This window comes from Dorea chungnamensis, assembly GCF_039832125.1.
Classification (GTDB): Bacteria; Bacillota; Clostridia; order Lachnospirales; family Lachnospiraceae; genus JAFBIX01.
Genome location: NZ_JBDOHT010000010.1, coordinates 32,319 through 49,013, shown reverse-complemented (window position 1 = coordinate 49,013; position 16,695 = coordinate 32,319). Strand labels below are relative to the sequence as shown.

The window sequence follows — 16,695 nt, the reverse complement described above, 5'->3', positions numbered from 1 at the left end:
GAGGTTATGGATACAAGGACGAAAGAGGCGATTCGTTACTTGGGATATGGAAGCCATGCGGTAGATGATCATACACTTGCTTTAGTGGAAAGTTCGTTTGCGGAACTGGACCAGATAGCGGGAAAGCGAATCATCTATCGCATTTTTGACGTATCCTTCAAGGAGACAGATCGTTTGCAAATTGGGAAGCTGAATATTATCAGTAAAAATCTGGGAAAGAATTTGGCGGGGTGTCAATCAGCGGTCATATTAGGAGCGACTCTTGGTGCAGGAGTAGATATGCTGTTGCGAAAGTACGCGCTGACAGATATGGCCAGAGTAGTTACACTGCAGGCATGTGCAGCAGCTATGCTGGAAGAATATCTGGATGAGTGTCAGCAGAGCATAGGAAAAGAATTAGAAAAAGATAGACTCTATCTTAGGCCGAGATTCAGCCCAGGATATGGAGACTTTCCTATTGAACATCAGGAAATGATCTTACGAATGCTGGATACAGCAAAAACCATCGGTTTAACTATGACAGACAGCAGTATGTTGACGCCGACGAAATCTGTGACAGCCGTCATTGGTGTGAGTCGAAGCAAAGAGCCTTGCCATATGAAAGGGTGTGAAGCTTGTGAAAAAAAAGATTGTATATATCGGAGATGTCCATAGAGGATTGCGGAAGAATGAACAGATGAGATGACAACAAAGGAGAAGACGAATGTTATTAGAACGACTGGGAAAAGAATTATTGTATTTTGATGGTGGAATGGGAACTTTGCTTCAGTCGAAAGGACTGAAGCCAGGAGAACTTCCAGAAGTATGGAACCTGGAACATACAGAAGAAATCGTTGATATTCATCGTCAATATTATGAGGCGGGAAGTGACATTGTTCTGACGAATACTTTTGGTGCTAACGCATTAAAATTCCATGATTCAAAATATGCATTAAAAGATATTGTGACAGCTGCTGTAGCGAATGTAAAAAAAGCAGCATCTTTAGGAGTGCATGACGGACGAGAAGTATATACGGCATTGGATATAGGACCAACTGGTAAACTGCTGAAGCCGATGGGGGATCTTGCGTTTGAAGATGCCTACGAGGCTTTCAAAGAAGTGGTAAAATATGGAGAAGATGCTGGTGTGGATCTGATTCATATTGAGACTATGAGTGATACCTATGAAGTAAAAGCAGCTGTTCTCGCCGCAAAAGAGAATACAGACTTGCCGGTATTTGCAACAATGATTTTTGATGAAAAAGGAAAGCTTTTGACAGGCGGAGATGTTCCGTCAGTTGTTGCTATGTTGGAAGGATTAAGAGTTGATGCATTAGGAATTAACTGTGGAATGGGGCCTGAGCAGATGCTCCCGATTCTAAGTGAGATTATGGAGTACACTTCTATTCCGGTCATTGTAAAACCGAATGCAGGACTTCCAAAACAAAGGGATGGTGAAGTATACTATGATGTAGTTCCAAGACAATTTGCGCAAACGATGCAGAAAGTTCTGCAATTAGGAGCCAGTGTGATCGGTGGATGTTGTGGTACTACACCGGAACATATCCGTGTCATGATTCAAGGTGTTCAGAGCCGTCAGCTGCAAAGACCGGTTCCTACAGATAAAACGATTGTATCTTCTTATGGAAAAGCGGTTTTGTTAGGGCAGAAGCCTATGATCATCGGAGAGAGAATTAATCCGACCGGAAAAAAGAAGTTCAAACAGGCTTTAAAAGAACACGATATGGATTACATATTGAAAGAAGGAATCACACAGCAAGACAGAGGTGCGCATATTCTGGACGTTAATGTCGGCCTTCCGGATATAGATGAAGTTGCCATGATGAAAGAAGTTATTACTGAGCTACAGAGTGTAACCAGTCTGCCATTACAGATTGATACGGTAGATATTAAAGCTATGGAAGCTGCGATGCGTATATATAATGGGAAACCGATGGTAAATTCTGTGAATGGCAAGCAGGAATCTATGGATCAGGTTTTTCCTTTGATTCAAAAATATGGTGGTGTGGTGATTGGACTGACCATTGATGAAGAAGGAATTCCTAATACTGCAGAAGGAAGGATTAAGATTGCTGGGAAGATTATAAAAGAAGCAGAAAAATATGGTATTCAGAAAAAAGATATTGTCATTGACGTCCTTGCAATGACAATCAGTTCTGAACCAGATGGCGCAAAGGTAACATTGGAGGCATTAAAAGGGGTACGGGAAGCATACGGTGTATGCACAGTGTTGGGGGTGTCCAACATCTCTTTTGGACTTCCTTATCGTCCGGCGATTAATTCCAATTTTTATACTATGGCAATGCAGAATGGTCTGAGTGCAGGAATTATTAATCCATCTTCCGAAGATATGATGCGTTCTTATTATTCTTTTTGCGCATTGATGAATTATGATGAAAATTGTGAGGAATATATTCAAAAATATGGAAATCAGCAAATCTCTACGACATCAATAATGTCTTCAGAGCTTACTCTAAAATCTGCAATTGAAAAAGGATTAAAAGAAGAAGCTCATCATGCAACCAGAGAATTGTTAAAGTCCCAAGAACCATTGGAGATTATCAATCAACATTTAATTCCGGCTTTGGATGTTGTAGGAAAGGGTTTTGAGAAAGGAACCATTTTTTTACCGCAATTGTTGATGAGTGCTGATGCAGCGAAGATTGCGTTTGCGGTGCTGAAAGATGTCCTTGCCCAGAACGGCGGAGATGTTCAGAAAAAAGATAAAGTGATTCTGGCAACGGTAAAGGGAGATATCCATGATATAGGGAAAAATATTGTGAAAGTATTGCTGGAAAACTACAGTTTTGATGTGATTGATCTTGGAAAGGATGTTCCACCGGAAACGATTGTAGATTGTGCAATCCGGGAAGATGTCAAGCTGATTGGTTTGAGTGCATTGATGACGACCACGGTTGTCAGCATGGAAGATACAATTAAGCTTCTGCATCAGAAAAAGCCAGAATGTAAAGTTATGGTTGGTGGGGCAGTGCTGAATCAAGATTATGCGGATATGATTGGTGCCGATTTCTATGGGAAAGATGCAATGCAATCAGTGTATTATGCACAGAGAGTATTTTCAGAAGAATAAAAGAAGGAAAAGAGGAAGAAGAATATGTCATTAATATTACCAGAAAAATATGATCCCCGTCTGGGTGTGCGAGAAACGCAGGAGGCAATCAAGTACATTCGTGATACATTTCAGAAAGAATTAGGGAAGGAAATGAATCTCGAGAGAATCTCAGCACCGTTGTTCGTAGAAAAGAGTAGTGGACTGAATGATAACCTGAATGGTGTGGAACGTCCTGTACAGTTTGATATTGCTGGAATTCCCGGAGAGACTGTAGAGGTGGTACATTCCCTTGCAAAATGGAAACGTATGGCCTTGCATGAGTATGGCTTTCAGCCAGGAGAAGGGTTATATACCAATATGAATGCCATTCGCCGGGACGAAGAACTGGATAACCTCCATTCCTGTTACGTGGACCAGTGGGATTGGGAGAAGGTTATTACGAAGGAAGAACGAAATATTGATACTCTAAAAGAAACTGTGAGAACTATTTTTAAAATCATCAAGCATATGCAGCATGAGGTTTGGTATAAGTATCCCAATGCCGTAAAGAAACTTCCGAATGATGTGTTCTTTATCACCTCTCAGGAATTAGAGGATCGTTATCCGGATAAAACGCCAAAAGAAAGAGAAAATTTGATTACCAAAGAATATGGCTGCGTATTCTTAATGCAGATCGGAGATAAACTGGCAAGTGGAAAACCCCATGATGGACGTGCACCTGATTATGATGACTGGCAGTTAAACGGAGATATTCTGTTCTGGTTTGAGAATCTGAACAGTGCTTTGGAGATTTCCAGTATGGGGATCCGTGTTGATGAAAAATCACTGGAAGAGCAGCTGAAAAAGGCAGGATGCGAGGAGAGAAAAGATCTTCCATATCATCAGATGCTGTTGAATGGAGAATTGCCTTATACAATCGGCGGCGGTATTGGACAATCCAGATTATGTATGCTCCTTTTGGATCGTGCACATGTAGGAGAAGTACAGGCAAGTATCTGGCCAAAAGAGATGCGGGAGACTTGCAGACAACATAATATCTTCCTTCTCTAATTAAGAAAATGTTTTAAAATAGGAACAAGAGAAATGGTTGACAATTCATTAACAAATAATTATAGTTGAATCTGTAAAAATGATACGTTATACCAGGAGGATATGAGAACTATGATGAGAGGATTGGACACGACAGTTAGAAAACTCAGACGAACAGTATTTGAGGAAGTTGCCAGACTGGGATTTAAGGCGAATGCAGATACTCTGAATGATGATATGGAAGCAATTCCATATAAAATCGTGAATGATGATACGATTAAATACAGAGAGAGTGTTTATCGTGCACGTGCAGTAGTAAGAGAGCGTCTTCGTCTTGCAATGGGCTTATCTCTGCGTCCAGAAAACAAACCGGTTCATCTTACTGCAGGTGTGGAAGCCAGCAACATTTCAGATAAATATTATGAACCGCCGCTTATGCAGGTGATTCCATCAGCCTGTGAAGGATGTCAGGAGAAAGGATATGAAGTCAGCAATATGTGTAAAGGCTGTCTGGCGCATCCATGTATGGAAGTCTGTCCAAGAGGCGCGATCTCTATGGTCAATGGTCGTTCTTTTATCGATCAGGAGAAGTGTATTAGCTGTGGAAAATGTAAAACAGTCTGTCCATATGATGCAATCTCAAAAAAGGAACGTCCATGTGCAAAGGCGTGTGGTGTCTCTGCAATTGAAACAGATGAACAAGGACGTGCAAAAATCAACGTAGATAAATGTGTTTCCTGTGGAATGTGCATGGTAAGCTGTCCGTTTGGAGCTATTTCTGATAAGTCTCAGATTTTCCAACTTGCAAGAGCTCTGACAGAGGGCGATGAGATCGTTGCGGAGATCGCACCGGCATTTGCAGGACAGTTTGGAGATAATATTACGCCGAGAAACTTAAAAGCAGCTCTTCAGGAACTTGGATTTTCTGAAGTATATGAAGTTGCACTGGGTGCTGATATCGGAGCAATCGCTGAGGCACGTCATTATGTACATAAAGTAGCTACCGGAGAATTGCCATTCTTATTAACTTCTTGTTGTCCTTCCTGGGCGATGCTTGCGAAAAAGTATTTCCCAGATATGATTGACCAGGTTTCTCAGGAACTGACACCGATGGTGGCAACTGCCCGTACAATTAAGAAAGAACATCCGAATGCAAGAGTGGTATTTATCGGGCCATGTGCTGCGAAGAAGCTGGAAGCCATGAGAAGAACGGTAAGAAGTGATGTAGACTTTGTTATTACTTTTGAAGAATTGCAGGCAATGTTTGATGCAAAAGATATTGATCTTCTGGAGTATGAAGCAGAATCTTCCTTCCATAATGCAACGGGTGCAGGACGTGGATATGCGGTTGCAGGTGGTGTTGCTGATGCAATTGAACAGTGTGTCAAAGAATATTATCCAGATGTGGAAGTTAAGATTGAACATGCAGAAGGTCTGGCAGAATGTAAGAAGATATTATCTATGGCCAAGGTTGGCAGAATGAATGGATGTCTGATCGAAGGCATGGGATGTCCTGGCGGATGTGTAGCAGGTGCAGGTACCAATCTTCAGGTTGCAAAAGCACAGAAGAAGGTAAAAGAGTTCGTAGATGGTTCTACAAAGAAATTACCTCCAAAAGAATTAGAAGAAATTGAATTAAAGTAACTACAAAGGGGCAAGCGGAGCGTTGACAAACCGCTTGCTTCTCTTTATAATTAAAACTTAGTTATTTAAATATTTTACAGAATCTAAAATATTTCATGTATACGTATGGGTCATATATAGGAATGGGTCATGAATGCATATGAATAGGGAACAGGAGGATGTTATGCAGAAATACGGAGTAAATGAATTAAGAAGGATGTTCCTTGAATTTTTTGAGAGTAAAGAACATCTCGCTATGAAAAGTTTTTCATTGGTGCCACATAATGATAAGAGCTTATTGTTGATCAATTCAGGAATGGCACCATTAAAGCCATATTTTACCGGACAGGAGATTCCACCAAAAAGAAGAGTGACAACTTGCCAGAAATGTATTCGTACCGGAGATATTGAAAATGTAGGTAAAACAGCACGTCACGGTACCTTTTTTGAAATGCTTGGTAATTTTTCGTTCGGAGATTATTTTAAAACAGAATCCATTCACTGGACATGGGAATTCCTGACAGAGGTTGTGGGGCTTGATCCTGACAGACTGTATCCTTCTGTTTATTTGGAGGATGATGAAGCATGGGAGATCTGGAACAAGGAGATTGGAATTCCAGCAGAAAGAATCTTCCGGTTTGGAAAAGAGGATAATTTCTGGGAACATGGTTCCGGCCCGTGCGGTCCATGTTCTGAAGTATATTATGATCGTGGAGAAAAGTATGGCTGCGGCAGTCCTGACTGTACAGTAGGCTGTGAATGCGATCGTTATATGGAGATCTGGAACAATGTATTTTCACAGTTTGATAATGACGGACACAATAATTATACTGAATTAGCTCAGAAGAATATCGATACTGGTATGGGGTTGGAGCGTCTGGCTTGTATTGTACAAGATGTGGATTCCATGTTTGATATTGATACAATTAAGGCTTTACGTGACCATGTCTGTCGTCTTGCAGACGTAGAATATGGAAAAGATGATGAGACGGATGTCTCTATCCGTGTTGTTACTGACCATATCCGTTCTGTGACATTTATGATTTCTGATGGAATTATGCCATCCAACAGTGGACGTGGCTATGTTCTTCGTCGTTTGCTTCGTCGTGCTTGCCGTCATGGAAGATTGTTGAATATTAAAGGTGCATTTTTAGTAGAATTGGCACAGACTGTCATTGACGGTTCAAAAGATGGTTATCCTGAACTGGAAGAAAAGAAAGACTTTATCTTTAATGTTATTGCTAAAGAAGAGGCACAGTTTAATAAGACTATTGATCAGGGATTGTCTATTCTTGCAGAAATGGAAGCAGAGATGGCAAAAAATGAAGAAAAGGTTCTTTCTGGAGAAAATGCATTTAAGCTTTATGATACTTATGGATTCCCGATAGATCTGACCAGCGAGATTCTGGAAGAAAAGGGGCTTACTTATGATGAGGAAGGTTTCAAAAAAGCACAGAAAGAACAGCGCGCCAAATCAGAAGGTACCTTTGGTACACATGCGATGTCCGGAAAAGATGCGACAGTATATGATGAACTGGATCCCGCACTTGCAACAGAATTTGTAGGATATGAAGATCTTATCTTTACTTCTAAGATTACTGCACTTACGACCGATGCATCCAAAGCAGACGCAGAAGTGGTAGATGCATTATCTGACGGAGAAAGAGGAACTATCATTGTTGATAAGACTCCTTTCTATGCTACCATGGGTGGTCAAGAAGGTGATATCGGTGTAATCAGGACTGCAGATGGCGAATTCGTAGTAGAAGAATGTATTCATCTTGCAGGAACAAAGGTCGGACATATTGGTCATGTATCAAAAGGAATGGTAAAAGTTGGAGATGAGGCAGAATTGACTGTAGAAGAAGAGAATCGTGGCCTGTGTGCAAAAAATCACAGTGCAACGCATCTTCTGCATGCGGCACTTCGTCAGGTGCTTGGTACTCATGTAGAGCAGGCGGGATCTTCCGTCAATGCAGACAGACTTCGTTTTGACTTTACACATTTCTCTGCAATGTCCAAAGAGGAATTGAAACAGGTAGAAGATATTGTGAATACAAAGATTGCAGCATGCCTTCCTGTAGTAGCACAGAATATGCCGATTGAAGAGGCAAGAAAGACTGGGGCGGCTGCATTGTTCGGTGAAAAATACGGCGATATCGTTCGTGTAGTAAGCATGGGAGACTTTTCCGTCGAGTTCTGTGGTGGTACTCATGTGGCGAATACCGGAGTGATCACAGCTTTAAAGATTGTGTCAGAAACTGGAGTTGCCGCAGGGGTTAGACGTATCGAAGCATTAACTTCAAAAGGATTGTTAAAATATTATGATGAACTTGAAAAGAAACTTCTGGAAGCTTCCAGTCTTGTAAAAGCAAATCCTGATCAGCTCGCTGAGAAGATTCAGCACCTTTTGTCTGATAATAAAGCATTGAACAGTGAATTAGAGAGCCTGAAGAGTAAACTTGCCCAGGATTCACTTGGTGATGTAATGGATCAGGTGGTTGAAGTTAAAGGTATAAAATTGTTGGCAACAAAGGTGGAAGGTGTAGATATGAATGGTCTGCGTGACCTTGGTGATCAACTGAAAGAAAAGTTAGGTGAAGGAGTTGTTGTACTTGCTTCTGCTAACGAAGGCAAGGTAAGTCTTATGGCAATGGCTACAAAAGAGGCTATGGATAAGGGCGCACATGCTGGTAATCTGATCAAGGCATCAGCAGCTTTAGTTGGCGGAGGCGGCGGTGGACGTCCGAATATGGCACAGGCCGGCGGAAAGAATCCTACAGGCATTGACGCGGCTCTTGCAAAAGCAGCAGAGGTTCTGGAACAACAATTGGCATAGTTCTTCGTTATATAATTGACATAAAATATATGAGAATAACGAAAAAAATGTTGACGAAGTGGAAATATGTGTTATAATCTAATGTAGTGCAAGAAAAATACCCGAACAGTCGTATGATGCACAATATAGGACTGGAGGGGAGGTTAGGTGTGAGACTATGTCAAATGTAATCGTTAAAGAAAACGAGACGTTAGATAGCGCTTTACGCAGATTCAAAAGAAACTGTGCGAAGGCTGGTATTCAGCAGGAGATTCGTAAAAGAGAACATTACGAGAAACCAAGTGTAAGACGTAAGAAAAAATCTGAAGCTGCTAGAAAACGTAAGTATAACTAATATGTGCAATAAATAGAGTGTCGAATGACACTCTATTTTTAGTTCGGCAAGCAGATCTTTTTGAACCATTTCAGTATGTGAAATGGGCAGTTTTGAATGTGAAAATATGTAAAAAATGTTAAAAAATTATCTTGAAAAAATGTAAAAAAGGTATTGACTATAAAAAAATGTAGGTATATACTTTAAGTCGTTAAAGGCAAAGGCGCCGTATCGTAGATACGGTGCCTTTTTCTTTTGCCCTGAATTATAGTTTAAATAAATATGTATGGAAGAGAGGAGATTTTACAATGAGATTAAAGGATACGGGTCTTACACCACAAGAGTTGAAAGATATCGTAAATAAATACATGGTGGAGACATATGAACGTTATGACTTTATTGCAGAAAGAGCAGAAGGAATGTATCTGTATGATGAGGAAGGAAACGCATATCTTGATTTTTACGGTGGTGTAGCAGTTAACAGTGCAGGTAACAGAAATCCAAAGGTTGTAGAAGCAGTCAAGGATCAGATGGATGATATTATGCACACATTCAACTATCCTTACACTATTCCACAGGCACTTCTTGCAAAGAAGATATGTGATACCATCGGTATGGATAAGATCTTCTATCAGAACTCAGGAACAGAAGCAAATGAATGTATGATTAAGATGGCAAGAAAATATGGTGTTGATAACTATGGTCCAGAAAGATATCACATCATTACAGCAAAACATGGATTCCATGGAAGAACTTATGGTGCTATGTCTGCAACAGGACAACCAGATAACGCAATTCAGATGGGATTTAAGCCAATGCTTCCTGGATTCAGCTATGCTGAATATAATAACCTGGAAGATTTCGCTTCTAAGGTTACAAAAAATACTATCGCTATTATGATTGAACCTGTACAGGGAGAAGGTGGAGTACATCCTGCAACTCAGGAATTTATAGAAGGATTGCGTAAGTTGTGTGATGATAATGATATGCTCCTTTTGTTTGACGAGGTTCAGACAGGATGGGGACGTACCGGAGCTCCAATGGCATATATGGGATATGGTGTAAAACCAGATGCAGTTTCTATGGCAAAGGCCATTGGTGGCGGAATGCCGCTGGCTGCTTGTTGTGCAACTGAAAAAGTAGCAACAGCATTTACAAAAGGAACACATGGTTCTACATACGGCGGACACTGCGTTGCCTGTGCAGCAGGTCTTGCATCAGTGACAGAAATTCTTGATAAAGATTTGAGTGGAAATGCAAGAGAGATGGGAGAGTACATGAAGCAAGAACTTGCAAAACTTCCACATGTAGTAGAAGCAAGAGGACGTGGACTTCTGGTTGGATGTGAATACGATCTTCCAATCGCAGTAGAAGTAAAACACGGATGTCTGGATCGTATGGCACTTATCACAGCGATCGGAGATAAAGTAAATCGTATGATTCCGCCTTTGATCGTAACAAAGAAACAGATTGATGAATTGATGCTTATCATGCGTGCAGCAATTGAAGAAGCTGTTGAGAAATACGAGAAATAGACATATCAAATATATTTCCTCAAAAGATGAGCCAGATAACAGAAATGCTATCTGACTCTCTTTTTTAATTCCTGATATAATCGGCAAATTGGGAGACCGACAACATTATTATAATCTCCTTTAATGCATTTTACATGGATGGCAAATGAACCCTGAATTCCGTACGCACCGGCCTTGTCCAATGGATCGCCGGATTCGATATAAGAATGCAAATCTTCACGGGAGATCGGACAAAAAGTAACATCGGTAGATTCGTAGAAAGTGTTGGTGTGAATCTGCCCATTTTGAAAATAAATCAGAGATACACCAGTATAGACCTGGTGTGTTCGGTCTGACAGCATAGACAGCATATCAAAGGCTTCGGATTTATTTGCTGGTTTTCCCAGGATTTCATTGCGATATACGACTATGGTATCAGCACCTATGACAACATAGTCTTGTCGACCACCGGAAGATTTTTGATGGCGCTTAAACACGTCTTGTGCCTTCTGGAATGCAAGTTCCATGACCACATCTGACGGTGTTGTTTTTGTGATTCTCTCCTCCACCATGGATGGAATTACCTCAAAGCGAAAACCCGCCTGTTCCATGAGTTCCTTTCTACGGGGAGAGGCGGATGCGAGTATATATTTCATGATTAGTTCTCCTTTGTTAAAAGATGTCTGCGGATTACTTACAATTATCTAATATTATAGCAAAAAAATTGCAAAGATAATAGAGATTCGATATAATGTTAAAAAAAGGACAAGATAAATATGGAGGAATAGATTATGTATATCAGTGAAATCAGAACATCTGCGCCAACAGATGAAAGAATGCCTTTAGAACGAAAGATGTATGAAACATTAGATAAATTAAAGATTCCATATGAGCAGGTAGATAATGATCCGGCTGCATCTATGGAAGAGTGCGCAGCGATTGATCAGGCAATTGGGACAGAGATCCGAAAAAATGTATTTTTATGTAACCAGAAGAAGACAACATTTTTCTTACTGGTCATGCCTGCAAATAAGGCATTTGATACTTCCTCTTTCAGCAAAAAATTAGGAGTGTCTCACATGTCATTTGCTCCGCCGGAAAAGATGTTGGAACATCTGGGTACTACGCCGGGGTCTGCCAGTGTGGCAGGTCTATTGACGGATGAAGATGATTATGTGCAGGTAATCGTAGATAAGGAAGTGGCTGAATCGGAATGGTTTGGATGTAATCCTGGCATCAATACCAGCCATCTTAAGTTTAAGACAAAAGATCTGCTGAATAAATTTCTTCCGGCGATCCATCACAGAGCGAGAATCGTAGATTTATAAAAGAGGATAGCTATTATGCGTAGTGTGTCAATAGATGAGTTAAAAGAAAGCATTGCAAAGAAAAAGCCTGACGAGAAACTAGAGTTCCGGGAAGTGGAAATTCATCATGCAGATTTGACCGGATGGAATTTAAGTGGAATAGATTTTACATTGAGTTCTTTTCATGGCAGCATATTAAATGGCGTGAATTTTTGCAATAGCAGCGTGGAAAATGCATTATTTGACGGATGTCCGCTTCATGGGGCGGATTTTCGGAATGCGAACATGAAGACAGCATCTTTTCGGTATTGTGATCTTGAAGAGGCAAATATATGTGGGGCTAATTTGTTCGGGGCTGTTCTGGAATATGCAAGATTAGACGGGATTCTATCAGATGACAGAACCCAGTGGTTTCGCATGCATTGTCCGGAGACTGGACCGATTCTAGGGTATAAAAAATGTGTGAATGACCGTCTGGTACAGCTGTTGATTCCGGCAGACGCGAAACGGACATCGGCGACACTTCCATCTTGTAGATGTAATAAAGCAAAAGTTTTGACAATTAAAAGCTTTGATTCTACAGAAGAGTTCGAGGAAGCCTGGTCTCTGGTAGATGAGAACTTTGTCTATCGAAAAGGACAATGGGTGGAAGTAATAGATTTTAACGAGGATCGATGGATGGATTCGACGACAGGAATTCATTTTTGGATGACACGGGAAGAAGCAATAGAATATTAGGAGAAGAGTGGATAGATGAAGTCGGCAGAAGATTTAAGGCAATTATTGAATAAGATTGATCATAGAAGCTATCCTGCCTATAAGGATACCAAGGGAACTTATCAGTTCCAGGCGTATGTATTATCTATTGATCATGTGCAGGGAGATCCGTTTGCGGCTCCCTCAAAATTAAGCATCAAAGTACCTGGAAAAGTTGCTGGATTTCCGGCAGAATTGTATGATCGGAAATATAAAAAAATTGCACTTCAAGATCATTTGATTCGTATTTTTGCAAAACAAATTGAACAATATTCTTTTCAGGCGAAAGGTTCAGGCAAGAGCGGTGTGATTTCTGTTTCCAGATGTGGTCAGGAGATTTTGGAGAGAACAGCTTGTACTGTACAGGAAAAAACGGGAGATATCATAGTTCGGTTTGAGGTCGGATTTCCGGCGAATGGCCGTACGATTAATGCCAGAGAATTAATAAAAATTCTCTATGATTTTCTCCCGGTATGTGTGGGAAAAACATTATATTATAACAGATTGGATCAACAAAAAGTCCAAAAGGTCATGGAACTGTCGGTAGATCAGGAATATATTCGGTCTCATCTGGAGGAGTATAACCTGGTGGCTTTTGTGGCGGATGGTTCGATCCTTCCGCGGGAATCTGGAGTGTCACAGCGTCCTATGAAGGGAGCTGTTCCGTTTCGTTCACCAGAATCTGTGAAGGTAGAGATGAATCTCCCTCATAAGGGAAAGATTACTGGAATGGGTATTCAAAAGGGTGTCACATTGATTGTAGGTGGAGGCTATCATGGGAAGTCTACACTCTTAAAAGCATTAGAAGCCGGTGTGTATCCACATATTGCTGGTGATGGAAGAGAATATGTCGTGACGGATCCTACTGCGATGAAGATTCGAGCGGAAGATGGACGAAGTATCAGGCATACAGATATTTCTATGTTTATTAATGATCTTCCCAATGGTAAAGATACGGTGACATTTGCTACGGAAGATGCCAGCGGAAGTACTTCCCAGGCGGCCAATGTGGTGGAGAGTATAGAAGCTGGTGCGAAGACATTTTTGATCGATGAGGATACGAGTGCTACAAATTTTATGGTACGAGATGAATTGATGCAGCAAGTCATTCACAGGGATATGGAGCCAATTACTCCATTTATTGAACGAGTGAGGGATCTTTATGGAGAGTTTGGAATCTCAACAATTCTTGTTGCAGGCAGTTCTGGAGCGTATTTTCAAGTGGCCGATATTATTATACAGATGGATCGTTATGTGCCAAGGGAAATCACGGCAATTGCAAAAAATGCAGCACAGAATTATCCAAAACTTCAGTTACCGGAAGAAGAACCAGTGATGCCTTCTTTTGACAGAAAGATTCAAGTCAATCAGGGATTGAGGAAGCGAGGAAGAATTAAGCTAAAAACATTAGGCCGGGATGGCGTAATGCTTAATCATGAGACGATAGATTTGAGATATGTGGAGCAACTGATGGATGTGGAACAATTGACATCTCTAGGATACATTGTGAAATATCTTGAGGAGAATGTGTTTGATGGTGAAAAGACTTTGGGATATATAGTAGAAGAACTATATAAAAAACTGGTTCATCAGGGTTTTGGAATAGTATCTGACGGAGGATATCTTCCGGGGAATATGGCGATGCCAAGAAAGCAAGAGATATATGCATGTCTGAATCGCTATCGCCATCTGGGAACATATGGAAAAAAATAATATCATCTGTTTGGGAATGAATTGACTTTTTTTTGTTAGAAATTTATAATGGACAAGAAAGTTGCATAAGTATAAGGGGTTATTTCTATGAGAGTAATTGCAGGAAGTGCAAGAAGAATTACGTTAAAGACATTGGACGGTATGGATACCAGACCGACGACAGATCGAATCAAAGAGACATTATTCAATATGATTGCACCATATTTGTATGATTGCATATTTTTGGATTTGTTTGCAGGAAGTGGAGGTATCGGAATCGAAGCTTTGAGTCGAGGTGCCATGGAGGCTGTCTTTGTAGAAAAGAATCCAAAAGCAATGGCGTGCGTAAAGGACAATTTGAAACGTACGCATTTGGAATCTAAGGGAATGACGATGTCGATGGATGTAATGACAGCATTATATAAGTTAGAGGGGGAAAAGCAGTTTGACTATATCTTTATGGATCCTCCTTACGGACATGAATTTGAACGAAGAGTTTTAGAATATTTGTCAGATTCCAGCCTGTTGGCAGAAGATGGAGTTATTATTGTTGAGGCATCTAAGAATACAGAATTTGACTATGTGGAAGATCTGGGATTTTCTATTATTAAAACCAAAGAGTATAAGACGAATAAACACGTATTTATTGAGTCGGCAGGAAGGAAAGACATATGTTAAGAGCAATATATCCGGGAAGTTTTGATCCGGTAACATTTGGACATTTGGATGTGATAAAAAGATCTGCAAAATTGGTGGATGAATTAATTGTCGGAGTCTTGAATAATAAAGCAAAAAGTCCGTTGTTTTCCGTAGAAGAACGTGTTAGAATGTTAGATGAAGTAACAAAAGATATGCCAAATGTAAAGATAATTCCGTTTGAAGGGCTGTTAGTAGATTTTGCCCGTAAGATGGATGCAGGAATGGTTATTCGTGGATTGAGGGCGATTACAGATTTTGAATATGAATTGCAGATGGCTCAGACAAATCATAAGATGGAACCGGATGTAGAGACTGTATTTTTGACGACTAATTTGAAGTATTCATATTTAAGTTCTACCACGGTAAAAGAAGTGGCAGCTTTTGGAGGGGACATTTCTCAGTTTGTACCAGACTATGTTGCAGACAGAATAGAAGAGAAGATGAATCAAAAAAAGGAGAGTGTAAATTATGAGTAGCCGTATTGAACAGATTATTGAAGAGATTGAAGAGTATATCGACAGTTGTAAGTTCCAGCCGTTATCTACATCGAAAATTATTGTAAATAAAGATCAGATGGATGAATTGCTTCGTGAGCTACGCATGAAGACACCGGATGAGATTAAGAGATATCAGAAAATTATTGCAAATAAAGATGCAATCCTTGCAGATGCCCAGGCAAAAGCAGACAGCCTGATCGAAGAAGCACAGATTCATACAAGTGAGCTTGTCAGTGAACATGAGATCATGCAGCAGGCGTATGCGCAGGCTAATGAGATTGTTACGGCAGCAACAGAACAGGCACAGCAGATTCTGGATAATGCAACTAGTGATGCTAATGATATTCGAATTGGCGCATTGCAGTACACGGATGATTTGTTGGCGAATGCAGAAAGCATTATCGGTCATACATTGGATAGCTATACAACCAAGTATGATGGTCTTGTGAATTCTTTGCAGGAATGCTATGACATGGTTCGCAACAATCGTTCAGAATTGGAGATACCGGAGCAGTCATCCCGTGGATTGGAAGCAGAGTATGGCGACCAGGGTTCGGATATGGAATATGAGATAGATGATGAAGAATTAGATCAACAGTAACAGATAGATGGAAGCAAACAGGCTGGTTACCAATGCGGTAATCAGCTTTTCTATTATATAAGGAAGAATGGAAAGACCAGTCCCGTGTATCATGGATTTTGTCTGAGCGACAGAGCACCATCCGCCGAATGCAGTGAGGGTGAGAACGAATGCAATCTGGGTATTCGGCCTGATTGGTGCGGAACATAGAATCTTTATTCCTGTTGTAATTTCCAGTGATGGTAAAATAATGGAAGTGATGAGAACAGAGTGATAAGGAATATATTCTATTAATGCTATAAGAATAGAAAAAAGCATGATATACCCACCAACTTTTGTGATTGTTTCAAATCCGTCCATGATACATTTGTCTATAAGGTTTTCAAGAGTCTCTGAGCCATAATGGACTTTTGAAAACGGATGAACGGATGTTGATGTTTTGAAAGGAATCTGGTGGAATCTTCGAAAGAAAAAGCTGCAAAATATAGGAGAAAGCATAAGGATAAATAAAACAGGAAGTGTTAAGGCACTATTTTGCAAATTCTGCCAGACAATGTAACTGATAATGAACATCGGGCTTGTGTTATTGCAGAATGAAAGTAGATATTGCCCTTCATTCTTTGAAATATAATTATGTTTCAGGAGATCAGCAGTTACTTTGCTTCCCATTGGATAACCACATAAAAAACCCGTTAAAATCGCAAATGCACCATATGAGGATACATGGAAGAATCTGCACATAAAAGGAGCTGTGAAGCTGGCGATCCAGTCGA

At 40.4% G+C, this 16,695-nt stretch carries 15 protein-coding genes; 13 read left to right on the top strand and 2 right to left on the bottom strand.

Going from position 1 to position 16,695, the window contains the following annotated elements:
• Window positions 1-6 precede the first annotated feature (6 nt).
• From ABE613_RS09995 to ABE613_RS09965, 7 genes are all read left to right on the top strand, one after another.
• Complete coding sequence (locus ABE613_RS09995) at window positions 7-654, top strand: vitamin B12 dependent-methionine synthase activation domain-containing protein (RefSeq protein ID WP_235231510.1); 648 nt, start codon at window positions 7-9, stop codon at window positions 652-654.
• Window positions 655-703: 49 nt separating this feature from the next.
• Entirely contained in the window at window positions 704-3,091 is a 2,388-nt protein-coding gene (locus tag ABE613_RS09990) for a homocysteine S-methyltransferase family protein (protein WP_235231509.1), read from the top strand.
• Window positions 3,092-3,115: 24 nt separating this feature from the next.
• Window positions 3,116-4,123 carry an aspartate--ammonia ligase gene (gene asnA / locus ABE613_RS09985; protein WP_235231508.1) on the top strand — a complete coding sequence of 336 codons (1,008 nt, stop codon included), beginning with the start codon at window positions 3,116-3,118 and terminating at the stop codon, window positions 4,121-4,123.
• A gap of 111 nt (window positions 4,124-4,234) precedes the next feature.
• A complete protein-coding gene (locus ABE613_RS09980; protein ID WP_347376287.1) occupies window positions 4,235-5,746 on the top strand; it encodes a 4Fe-4S dicluster domain-containing protein in 1,512 nt (503 codons plus the stop codon).
• Window positions 5,747-5,909: 163 nt separating this feature from the next.
• Window positions 5,910-8,564, top strand: a complete 2,655-nt coding sequence (gene alaS, locus ABE613_RS09975) for an alanine--tRNA ligase (protein WP_347376286.1) — start codon at window positions 5,910-5,912, stop codon at window positions 8,562-8,564.
• Window positions 8,565-8,721: 157 nt separating this feature from the next.
• On the top strand, window positions 8,722-8,898 hold the full coding sequence (rpsU, locus tag ABE613_RS09970; protein WP_004054229.1) for a 30S ribosomal protein S21: 177 nt from the start codon (window positions 8,722-8,724) through the stop codon (window positions 8,896-8,898).
• A gap of 287 nt (window positions 8,899-9,185) precedes the next feature.
• Entirely contained in the window at window positions 9,186-10,412 is a 1,227-nt protein-coding gene (locus tag ABE613_RS09965; RefSeq protein ID WP_347376285.1) for an aspartate aminotransferase family protein, read from the top strand.
• Between the two features lie 47 nt (window positions 10,413-10,459).
• Here ABE613_RS09965 and ABE613_RS09960 read toward each other — a convergent pair whose 3' ends face one another.
• Entirely contained in the window at window positions 10,460-11,050 is a 591-nt protein-coding gene (locus ABE613_RS09960) for a Maf family protein (protein WP_235231555.1), read from the bottom strand.
• Between the two features lie 132 nt (window positions 11,051-11,182).
• Here ABE613_RS09960 and ABE613_RS09955 point away from each other — a divergent pair, with 132 nt between their 5' ends.
• The 6 genes from ABE613_RS09955 (at window position 11,183) to ABE613_RS09930 (ending at window position 15,943) form a co-directional block, all read left to right on the top strand.
• Window positions 11,183-11,719 carry a prolyl-tRNA synthetase associated domain-containing protein gene (locus ABE613_RS09955; RefSeq protein WP_347376284.1) on the top strand — a complete coding sequence of 179 codons (537 nt, stop codon included), beginning with the start codon at window positions 11,183-11,185 and terminating at the stop codon, window positions 11,717-11,719.
• 15 nt (window positions 11,720-11,734) lie between these two features.
• A complete protein-coding gene (locus tag ABE613_RS09950; protein WP_235231503.1) occupies window positions 11,735-12,436 on the top strand; it encodes a pentapeptide repeat-containing protein in 702 nt (233 codons plus the stop codon).
• Window positions 12,437-12,451: 15 nt separating this feature from the next.
• Window positions 12,452-14,167, top strand: coding sequence for an ABC-ATPase domain-containing protein (locus ABE613_RS09945; protein ID WP_347376283.1), 1,716 nt, complete (start codon window positions 12,452-12,454; stop codon window positions 14,165-14,167).
• 87 nt (window positions 14,168-14,254) lie between these two features.
• Complete coding sequence (rsmD, locus tag ABE613_RS09940) at window positions 14,255-14,824, top strand: 16S rRNA (guanine(966)-N(2))-methyltransferase RsmD (protein WP_235231501.1); 570 nt, start codon at window positions 14,255-14,257, stop codon at window positions 14,822-14,824.
• Entirely contained in the window at window positions 14,818-15,321 is a 504-nt protein-coding gene (gene coaD, locus ABE613_RS09935; protein WP_347376282.1) for a pantetheine-phosphate adenylyltransferase, read from the top strand. Before rsmD ends, coaD begins: the two co-directional genes overlap by 7 nt.
• Window positions 15,314-15,943, top strand: coding sequence for an ATPase (locus tag ABE613_RS09930; RefSeq protein WP_235231499.1), 630 nt, complete (start codon window positions 15,314-15,316; stop codon window positions 15,941-15,943). The genes coaD and ABE613_RS09930 overlap by 8 nt, the downstream gene beginning before the upstream one ends.
• On the opposite strand, the gene ABE613_RS09925 is transcribed toward ABE613_RS09930, so the two are convergent.
• The gene (locus ABE613_RS09925) at window positions 15,929-16,282 is read right to left on the bottom strand and encodes a hypothetical protein (protein WP_347376281.1); all 354 of its coding nucleotides are present in this window, start codon (window positions 16,280-16,282) and stop codon (window positions 15,929-15,931) included. The two genes, ABE613_RS09930 and ABE613_RS09925, sit on opposite strands and share 15 nt — an antisense overlap.
• Between the last annotated feature and the right edge of the window lie 413 nt (window positions 16,283-16,695).

Bases quoted from the DNA above. Each gene is read 5' to 3' on its own strand.
- ABE613_RS09995 (WP_235231510.1), top strand. From the start codon at position 7: ATGGATACAAGGACGAAAGAGGCGATTCGTTACTTGGGATATGGAAGC.
- ABE613_RS09990 (WP_235231509.1), top strand. From the start codon at position 704: ATGTTATTAGAACGACTGGGAAAAGAATTATTGTATTTTGATGGTGGA.
- asnA (WP_235231508.1), top strand. From the start codon at position 3,116: ATGTCATTAATATTACCAGAAAAATATGATCCCCGTCTGGGTGTGCGA.
- ABE613_RS09980 (WP_347376287.1), top strand. From the start codon at position 4,235: ATGATGAGAGGATTGGACACGACAGTTAGAAAACTCAGACGAACAGTA.
- alaS (WP_347376286.1), top strand. From the start codon at position 5,910: ATGCAGAAATACGGAGTAAATGAATTAAGAAGGATGTTCCTTGAATTT.
- rpsU (WP_004054229.1), top strand. From the start codon at position 8,722: ATGTCAAATGTAATCGTTAAAGAAAACGAGACGTTAGATAGCGCTTTA.
- ABE613_RS09965 (WP_347376285.1), top strand. From the start codon at position 9,186: ATGAGATTAAAGGATACGGGTCTTACACCACAAGAGTTGAAAGATATC.
- ABE613_RS09955 (WP_347376284.1), top strand. From the start codon at position 11,183: ATGTATATCAGTGAAATCAGAACATCTGCGCCAACAGATGAAAGAATG.
- ABE613_RS09950 (WP_235231503.1), top strand. From the start codon at position 11,735: ATGCGTAGTGTGTCAATAGATGAGTTAAAAGAAAGCATTGCAAAGAAA.
- ABE613_RS09945 (WP_347376283.1), top strand. From the start codon at position 12,452: ATGAAGTCGGCAGAAGATTTAAGGCAATTATTGAATAAGATTGATCAT.
- rsmD (WP_235231501.1), top strand. From the start codon at position 14,255: ATGAGAGTAATTGCAGGAAGTGCAAGAAGAATTACGTTAAAGACATTG.
- coaD (WP_347376282.1), top strand. From the start codon at position 14,818: ATGTTAAGAGCAATATATCCGGGAAGTTTTGATCCGGTAACATTTGGA.
- ABE613_RS09930 (WP_235231499.1), top strand. From the start codon at position 15,314: ATGAGTAGCCGTATTGAACAGATTATTGAAGAGATTGAAGAGTATATC.
- ABE613_RS09925 (WP_347376281.1), bottom strand. From the start codon at position 16,282: ATGGACGGATTTGAAACAATCACAAAAGTTGGTGGGTATATCATGCTT.